The sequence below is a fragment of the Psychrobacter sp. T6-1 genome, from assembly GCF_052258445.1.
In genome coordinates, this window is record NZ_JBQQFC010000097.1 from 1 (window position 1) to 8,700 (window position 8,700).

General features: G+C 43.7%; 9 protein-coding genes. All 9 read right to left on the reverse strand.

Features of this window, described 5'->3' with window-relative positions; all coding sequences use genetic code 11:
* A partial coding sequence (locus ACTXGO_RS07090; protein WP_443573844.1) for a metallophosphoesterase occupies positions 1-748 on the reverse strand: 748 nt, incomplete at its 3' end.
* A 205-nt stretch (positions 749-953) separates the two neighbouring features.
* On the reverse strand, positions 954-1,655 hold the full coding sequence (gene pyrF, locus ACTXGO_RS07095) for an orotidine-5'-phosphate decarboxylase (RefSeq protein WP_435950711.1): 702 nt from the start codon (positions 1,653-1,655) through the stop codon (positions 954-956).
* Between the two features lie 38 nt (positions 1,656-1,693).
* Positions 1,694-2,095 (reverse strand): LapA family protein, encoded by a 402-nt coding sequence (locus ACTXGO_RS07100; RefSeq protein WP_435950709.1) that lies wholly within the window; start codon positions 2,093-2,095, stop codon positions 1,694-1,696.
* A 167-nt stretch (positions 2,096-2,262) separates the two neighbouring features.
* Entirely contained in the window at positions 2,263-2,565 is a 303-nt protein-coding gene (locus ACTXGO_RS07105; RefSeq protein WP_317199729.1) for an integration host factor subunit beta, read from the reverse strand.
* 236 nt (positions 2,566-2,801) lie between these two features.
* A complete protein-coding gene (gene rpsA, locus ACTXGO_RS07110) occupies positions 2,802-4,490 on the reverse strand; it encodes a 30S ribosomal protein S1 (RefSeq protein WP_317199728.1) in 1,689 nt (562 codons plus the stop codon).
* A gap of 277 nt (positions 4,491-4,767) precedes the next feature.
* Positions 4,768-5,514: a (d)CMP kinase gene (gene cmk / locus ACTXGO_RS07115; RefSeq protein WP_443541483.1), complete on the reverse strand. Its 747-nt coding sequence runs from the start codon at positions 5,512-5,514 to the stop codon at positions 4,768-4,770.
* A 110-nt stretch (positions 5,515-5,624) separates the two neighbouring features.
* Positions 5,625-6,176, reverse strand: coding sequence for a tRNA adenosine(34) deaminase TadA (gene tadA, locus ACTXGO_RS07120; RefSeq protein ID WP_443573847.1), 552 nt, complete (start codon positions 6,174-6,176; stop codon positions 5,625-5,627).
* Positions 6,176-6,940 carry a uracil-DNA glycosylase gene (locus tag ACTXGO_RS07125; protein WP_317199725.1) on the reverse strand — a complete coding sequence of 255 codons (765 nt, stop codon included), beginning with the start codon at positions 6,938-6,940 and terminating at the stop codon, positions 6,176-6,178. The genes tadA and ACTXGO_RS07125 overlap by 1 nt, the downstream gene beginning before the upstream one ends.
* 143 nt (positions 6,941-7,083) lie before the next feature.
* Positions 7,084-8,700 (reverse strand): AAA family ATPase (locus tag ACTXGO_RS07130; RefSeq protein ID WP_443573846.1); only part of this gene is annotated, 1,617 nt, incomplete at its 5' end.

Sequence of the window (8,700 nt, forward strand, 5' to 3'; positions counted from 1 at the left end):
TCACCTCATTAGGATAAGCGCGGGGATTGACGATAACTCGAGTATTATTGATACGATAATCAAACGCTTCATGCGTGTGCCCATGTACCCAAAGTACAGGCGCCCATGGCTCATACATCCAAGCCGACAGGTTACTGACAAATGCAGCATTACTCGGCAGGGTTGCATATTTTTCAGACACAGATAAGGGACTAATACTATGATGGCTCATCACTACAGCCTTCTTGCCCAGCTCTTTGGCGTCTATCAACGCCTGACGTAACCATGCGCGATGCTCGCCATGTATCTGCATAGACAGCTCTGGCGAGAACATTTCATTACCTGCATAAATCTGCTTATAGTCACGCATAAAGCGCTTCGCCACTTCCATAGTATCGCCATTGGCTTGATACTGATAGTCAGTCCACAGCGTACAGCCAAGCAAACGCACATCGCCAATATCGATATGTTGACACTGCAAAAAACGCACGCCCTGCTGCGTGTCTACATCGAAGTTGTCCCAAGTGGCAAGCTTATGGTCAAAATGCAATATGTCCTCACCAAAGTACTCATGATTGCCTGCCACTGTGATCACAGGTACGCCTAGGAGGCGAGCTTGTTCTTGTAGCCACGGCATACCGCTATCACTATTGGCAGTATCCCCTGCCACCAATACAATATCAGCATCCGTTTTCGGAATTTGCCCTAATGTGTGCAACTGACGAGCATAGCTGTCTATATGTAAATCACTTACGATTTGTAGTTTCATGGAATTCATCAGTAGTAGAAGGTACGACAAGCGCAGGGCTTGCTGGTTTTGCGTTGGTTTGGCTAGTTTAGCATCGATTGACTCTGCGACAAAAAATAAAAAGACAACTAAAAAGTTGTCTTTTTGTCAGAGTAACATTTTGGTTTTGAAAGTACCGCTTAATTTTAATGGATAGTTAAAGCACAAATAGTTAAAGCATAGATAGTCAAAGCGTTGCTAAAATCTTTTGGAGCTTAGCAGTAGGATTTTGATCTTGGGTGATTGATCTCCCAATCACGAGATAGTCTGATCCATCACTTAACGCTTGATACGGGGTACAAATGCGTTTTTGATCATCCGCATTGTCATCAGCTAAGCGTATACCGGGCGTTATTAGTTTAAAGCTGCTAGCACACTGACCTCTTAGAGCTTTGGCCTCTTTTGCAGAACAGACCACTCCGTCCAAGCCAGCTTGCTCTGTTAAGGCAGCTAAACGATTAACTTGTGCATCCAAGCTATCATTGATACCAATTTGAGTCAGATTGTCTTGGCTCATTGAGGTCAATACCGTCACAGCTATCAGTAGAGTATCAAAACCCCCGTCCAACAAACGCTGTTTGGATAATGACATCGCATCAAAACCTGAACTGGCATGAACGTTCACCATCCAAACGCCAAGCTCGGCAGCAGCTAGTACTGCTTGCGCAGTAGTATTAGGAATATCATGAAACTTCAAATCTAAAAAAACCTCAAATCCGCGCTGATGCAATGCTTGTACAACAGCAGGACCTGAGCGCGTAAACAGCTCTTTGCCTACTTTTAATCGGCATAGACTAGGATCTAGCTGATCAGCTAATGCCAGCGCGGCCTCTAAAGTATTGTTGTCTAGGGCGACGATAATTGGCGAACGAGTTACATCATTAGTCATAATTGGACCATTTGGTTTAATCACTGCTTTAAGTCTATTTAGTCACGTCTTTGCTTACTCAGCTTAGTTGTGTCTTTGACTTGGCTTGTATTAACGCTAGTGTTTGCTGTCGTACCATAAACGGCTTCGTCGATTGTTGGAGCATTCGCCTGACGATCAATCACTACGTTGGCCTGAGTCAGCTGCTCTTGCAGTTTTTTATTCTCTTTTTGCAGACGGGAGATTTCCCATTTGTTCTGAAATACTCTAAATATTAGCAAGGCTAGGAGCAAGCCTATCACCACGCCAAGGGTCAGGCAGATAATCAGTAATAGCCCTAGATTCATTGCAGGTGCTTGCGAGAACAAGAGATTAACTTCGATGTCAGTGTTGTTGACAAGCACTAAGCCCAAGGCATAAGCAAAGCTCAAAAACAAGAGTACAAACAGTATAAAGCGCATCAGATATACCTTAATTTACGAATACAAAATAGTTAGAGGACAGTAAACCATAGACATCAAAAACTTGACGTCAAAAATTTGTAAATGTTATCGAATCTATTTATCAGTCATCGTGTTCATCTGCTATCGTGACAACCAGCTACTAAGATTGAGTAAATAAATACGCTTTAGTTCGCTACGGTATCGTTTACCGCTTCACGTAGCGCCTTACCCGGTTTAAAATGCGGAATGGCTTTTGCCGGTACTGGCACACTCTCTCCAGTCTTAGGATTACGTCCTGTGCGCGCACGGCGATGATGGAGACAAAAGCTGCCAAACCCGCGTACCTCTACTCGCCCATCATTGGCTAGGGTGTCTACCATGAGGTCTAAGATTTCTCTGACTGCTTCGTCAACGACGGTATCATCAATAGTGTCGCAATCCGCGCTTAGATTGCTGATAAATTCGGATTTATTAATTGCTTGTTGCATTATGACGCTTGCCTTATAAATGAATGACAATGGTTATCTTATATACCTATAAAATATCATTGGTAAATCAATCATACTCTGAGCATGATTCTTACTAGTTTACATTTCGTTACCCAATAACTCAGATGATAACGGAAATCGGTGCAAATAGAAATAAGAGTTTGTTTTTAAGCAGAAACTTAATCGCAAAAAAAAGCGACCGAAGTCGCTTTTTTTGTTATATAAATTAGTGATATTTACTGCATTTGCTCTTTGATCAAATCACCAATGGTTTTTGGCTGCGCATCAGTTCCTGAAGCTGCTGTGGTACCTGTACTACCAAGATCTTTGATCGCTTGACGCTCTTCAGCTTCATCTTTTGCTTTGATTGACAAGCTGATGTTACGAGTCTTACGATCAACACTGATGATTTTAGCTTCAACATCATCACCAACGCTTAAGTGCTTAGTTGCATCTTCAACGCGGTCACGCTGAATCTCTGAGGCACGTAGGTAAGCTTCCACTTCATCAGCAAGCTCAATCGTTGCGCCTTTAGCATCAACGTCTTTTACTTTACCATTAACGATAGCGCCGCGATCATTGTTGACCAGGTACTCGTTGAATGGATCAGAGCTTAACTGCTTCACGCCAAGGCTAATACGATTGGCTTCTGAATCTACAGACAATACCATCGCTTCCACGGTGTCGCCTTTATTGTAGTTACGGATAGCGTCTTCGCCAGTCTCGTTCCAAGAGATGTCTGATAAGTGAACCAGACCATCGATACCGCCGTCTAGACCGATAAAGATACCAAAGTCAGTGATTGACTTGATCGTACCCGTGATTTTATCACCGCGCTCATGCTTCTTATCGAACTCATCCCATGGATTAGCTAGTGTCTGCTTGATACCTAGGCTAATGCGGCGACGCTCTTCGTCGATATCGAGAATCATGACGTTAACTTCGTCACCCACTTGTACCACTTTTGATGGGTGGATGTTTTTGTTGGTATGATCCATCTCTGATACGTGTACTAGGCCTTCGATGCCCTCAGAGATCTCAGCAAAACAACCGTAATCTGTCAAGTTGGTTACGCGAGCTTTGACTACACTACCCACTGGGTAAGTGCCACCAACGTTATCCCAAGGATCAGTACCTAATTGTTTGAGACCTAGGCTTACGCGATTGCGCTCACGGTCAAACTTCAATACTTTAACCTTTAGGTCTTGACCCACTTCAACGACTTCTGATGGGTGCTTGATACGGCGCCATGCCATGTCAGTGATGTGCAAGAGACCATCAATTCCACCAAGATCAACGAACGCACCGTAATCAGTCAGGTTCTTGACGATACCTTCGATCTCAATACCTTCTTCTAACTTGTTGAGTAGCTCTTCGCGCTCAGCTGAATTTTCAGCTTCCATAACTGCACGGCGGCTAACCACAACGTTGTTACGTTTTTGATCAAGTTTGATAACTTTAAATTCCAGCTCTTTACCTTCAAGATGCGTCGTATCGCGGATAGGACGGACATCTACTAATGAGCCTGGCAAGAACGCGCGTACTGAGCCGATATCTACAGTAAAACCGCCTTTAACTTTGCTTGAGATAATACCTTTTACAATCTCATCATTGTCAGAGATTTTTTCAAGGAAATTCCAAGTTTCAACACGCTTAGCTTTTTCACGTGACAGTAAGGTTTGACCCATACCGTTGTCAACAGCTTCAACCACAACATCAACATTGTCGCCAACTTCAACTTCAAGTTCGCCTTCTTCGCTTAAAAACTCTTCACGAGCGACGATACCCTCAGATTTTAGACCCGTATCAACAGTGATCCAGTCGTTATCGATGGCAACAACAGCACCTGTGATGACCGAGCCACGCTCGATATCCAGACCCGTCTCTTCGATGCTCGCTTCAAATAGTTCAGCAAATGATTCCATTATGTCTACCTTTGTATAGCCGTATCCTGTCCAGCACAGTACGGATCAAATTTATGAATATACAAAACGAGATACTGGTTTTATATCTTGTACACTCATATAAAAAAACAATGATTGCTAATAAGCTTAAATAAAATCACTAGCAATCATTGACTCGTTACTTATGTCTAAATCACTTATGTCTAAAATAGTCAGCTACTCAAAATAATTAGAATCGCTTCCTACAATTTTATACTAAAAGCGCGCAAGTAGATATTTTTTATTATAAACAAATTTATTAAAAACAAATACCTTGCGTCTGACAATGCGCTTTTATTTGCTGATAAACCTCATCAGCATTTAGGTTAGAGCTATCGATATACAATGCATCTGTAGCAGGCTTTGATGGTGATGCCTCACGGTTCTCATCACGCTCATCACGTGCTTTAATCGTTGCTAAAATAGCCTCAAAATCTGCAGGTTGCCCAGAGGCATTCAATTGAGCAACGCGGCGCTTAGCGCGAGATTCAGCACTAGCACTCAAAAATATCTTGGCGTCCGCATTAGGAAATACCACCGTACCCATATCGCGTCCGTCGGCTACTAGTCCTGAGCGCGTTGCCATATCTTGCTGCAATGCTAGTAACGCCTTGCGCACTGAGGGAAATACTGCCACTTGCGAAGCGTAGCCGCCTACCGTTTCATTGCGAACTTTTTGCCCGACTATATTGCCATTAACGACGATATCGATGCAGACAGATTCATGATTAAGCTCAAATGCAATGTGCAAGTTTTGCGTCAATGCTAGTAGCGCCGCCTCATCTATAATTTGGCTGCCATCTGGATGAATCAATCCTGCTTCAAAGGCCTTTAGACCGACAATGCGGTACAAAGCACCAGAGTCTAACAATTGATAGTCTAAGTCCTTTGCTAAACGCCACGCCGCTGTACCCTTACCCGCGCCGCTTGGTCCATCAATACAGATAACAGGATAACGATGCGGTATCTGTATACTGTCATTTGTCACGGACTTAGCGTCAGTCATAGTGCTCACTTAGTAAAGGAACTTTTAGATAAGGGACTTTCAAATAGGGCAATATTATAGCAAAAATCTGTAGCAATCACTAGTACAAGCATTATTATCTTGTTACTCAGTTAACGCCTTTTTAGCTCTTTTGATGCTTGCCTGCGAGCGCGAAAAAAGCGCTTGAGTAACTCGCTACTTTGCGTTTCATGTAAGCCGCTTAACGTTTGAATACGGTGGTTATAAAAAGGCTGCTCAGATAAATTCATTTGACTCCCTACCATGCCAGCACGCGGTTCACTTGCGGCGTAGATGAGTCTATCCACACGCGCGTGAATAAGTGCGCCAATACACATGGTACAAGGCTCAAGAGTGACATAAAGCGTTGTATGAGGTGGCAGGCGATAGTTTTGTAGATGTAAGCAAGCACTCCTCAACGCGACTATCTCAGCGTGAGCAGTGGCATCGCAGCGTCCAATAGGCTCGTTGAACCCTCGTCCGATACTCTGATTATCGTGTACCAGTATTGCCCCTACTGGCACCTCACCTTTACTTGCACCAATCTTGGCCAGCTCAAGCGCCTGTGTCATCCATCTGACATCATTGATATGCCAAAATTTGTGTTCAGATATATTCTGTACAACTGCTTTCAGTGGTTGCAGACTATAGTTAGTACTGACCATTATTGCGGCAATTGCCAATCAATAGGGGTCTGTCCATGTTGCACTAGATACTCATTGGTTTTAGAAAATGGCTTTGAGCCAAAGAATCCACCACGGTTAGCCGCCAATGGTGAGGGATGCACTGCAGTCAAAATCAGATGCTTGTCTGTATTAATGTACTTACCTTTTTTCTGAGCTTTGCTGCCCCACAGAATAAAAACCGTATGCTCGGTATGCTCGTTGACCGCATCAATCACCGCATCAGTAAATGGCTCCCAACCTTCATTTTGGTGACTATTAGGCTCGCCTTCTCTAACTGTTAATGAGCTATTAAGCAAAAGCACGCCCTGCTGCGCCCAGTAGGTTAGATCGCCATGTTTTGACGGACTCAAACCGATATCATCTGCCATCTCTTTTAGAACATTATTTAGTGAGGGCGGTTTTGGAATCGTTTTGGGTACAGAAAATGATAGCCCCATTGCTTGTCCTGGGCGGTGGTAAGGGTCTTGACCTAAGATTACCACTTTGACTTTGGATAACGGCGTAAGATTAAAAGCGTTGAACATCAAAGGTGCTGGCGGATAAATGCTATCACCCGATTGATAAGCTTGCTTTAAAAACTCCCGAAGCTCATCCATGTTGTCAGAGGTCAGCTCATCCTCTAATGCCACTTTCCAGTCCTCAGGCAGGCGCACCTTATCTAAAATCTCTTTTTTTTCGGCGGCACTTTTACTCGAAAGGCTTTTGCTAGAAGGACTATCTAAAGGCTCATCAAATAAGTTCATTATTATTTATCCTATTATTGTCTAAATTCTGCTCGTTTAAAGAATGATAGCAAAAACATTTAAAGTATTTCGTTATAAAATTTAACCAAAAAAAACGGCTACCCTAGTCTAAGCGGTAGCCGTTTGTCTTAACACCCCATCAATTAGCTGGCTACAGATTCAGAATCTGAGCGCGGCTCATGGGTCTCAACAACCGTTAGTATAATACGACTGTCAGATGAGCCTTTGTCTGAATGAGTAGCATCCTTGTCAAGCTTGATACTATCGTCATCTGCCGAATCGATGTCTTCAGGCTCTAAGCTTAATTGAACCACTCCACCGTTGACCAAGTCACCGAACAAAATCATGCTCGCTAGTGGCTTTTTGATCTCATCTTGGATCAAGCGCTGCATAGGACGTGCACCCATGAGGCGATCGTAGCCTTTTTGCGCTAAGTAATCGCGAACCTCGTCATCAATCTCTAAGGTCACTTGCTTGTCATCAAGCTGCGCTTGTAATTCAACCAAGAACTTATCAACGACTGAGACGACGACTGAAGTATCAAGCGCATTGAACTGGATAATAGCATCCAAACGGTTACGGAACTCTGGCGTAAAGACACGCTTTAGAGCTTCGTTGTTATCGCGGCTATGATCTTGCTGCGTAAAGCCCATAGACGAGCGACTAATACTATCAGCGCCAACGTTAGTCGTCATAATAACGATAACTTGTTTAAAGATAGCAACGCGGCCATTATTATCTGTCAAGGTACCGTGATCCATGACTTGTAAGAGCAAGTTAAAGACATCAGGATGCGCTTTTTCGATCTCATCAAGCAATAATACGCAATGCGGATGCTGATTGATCTTTTCAGTGAGCAGGCCACCTTGATCAAATCCGACATACCCTGGAGGCGCACCAATTAAGCGTGAAGCGGTGTGCGCTTCCATATACTCACTCATATCAAAGCGCACCAGCTCAACCCCTAACAAATTAGCAAGCTGGCGTGACACTTCGGTCTTACCGACACCTGTAGGACCTGCAAACATGAACGAACCTATGGGTTTGTCCGGAGCTTTTAGACCTGCACGTGACAGTTTGATTGCATCAGCAAGCGTGGCAATCGCTTCATCTTGACCAAACACAAGACGCTTGAGATCGCGATCTAGATGCTCAAGGATGCTCTTATCATCGCTCGATACAGATTTTGGCGGAATACGGGCAAGCTTAGCTACGATAGCTTCGATATCAGAGACATCGATTTTCATCGGAGGCTTTTTGCTCGTCGCCGACTGTAAATCATCAAGAGTAATGGACTTAGCATCTGCTATTGCCGCATCTGCCTCATCTTTCATCTCATTATCGATATCTAGATCGATCTCGCTAATGGGATCATCAAAATCCTTTTCTAAATCAGCGATAAAGCTCTCTTCAGCTTTGATATCCTCAGCATCAGGGATGACGCCTAAACGCTTGTACGCGCCTGCCTCATCGATAACGTCAATCGCCTTGTCTGGCAAAAAACGCTCATGTATATGCTTAGAGGATAATTCAACAGCAGTCACTAAAGCCTCATCGGTGTATTCAACATTATGAAACTCTTCATAGCGCGGTTTTAGACCCCGTAGAATATCAATGGTGTCGTTTACGCTTGGCTCTTTGACATCAATTTTTTGAAAACGACGTGACAGTGCATGATCTTTTTCAAATACCTGACGGTATTCAGTAAAGGTCGTAGAACCGATACAGCGCAGCTCACCGTTAGCCAGTGCAGGCTTAAT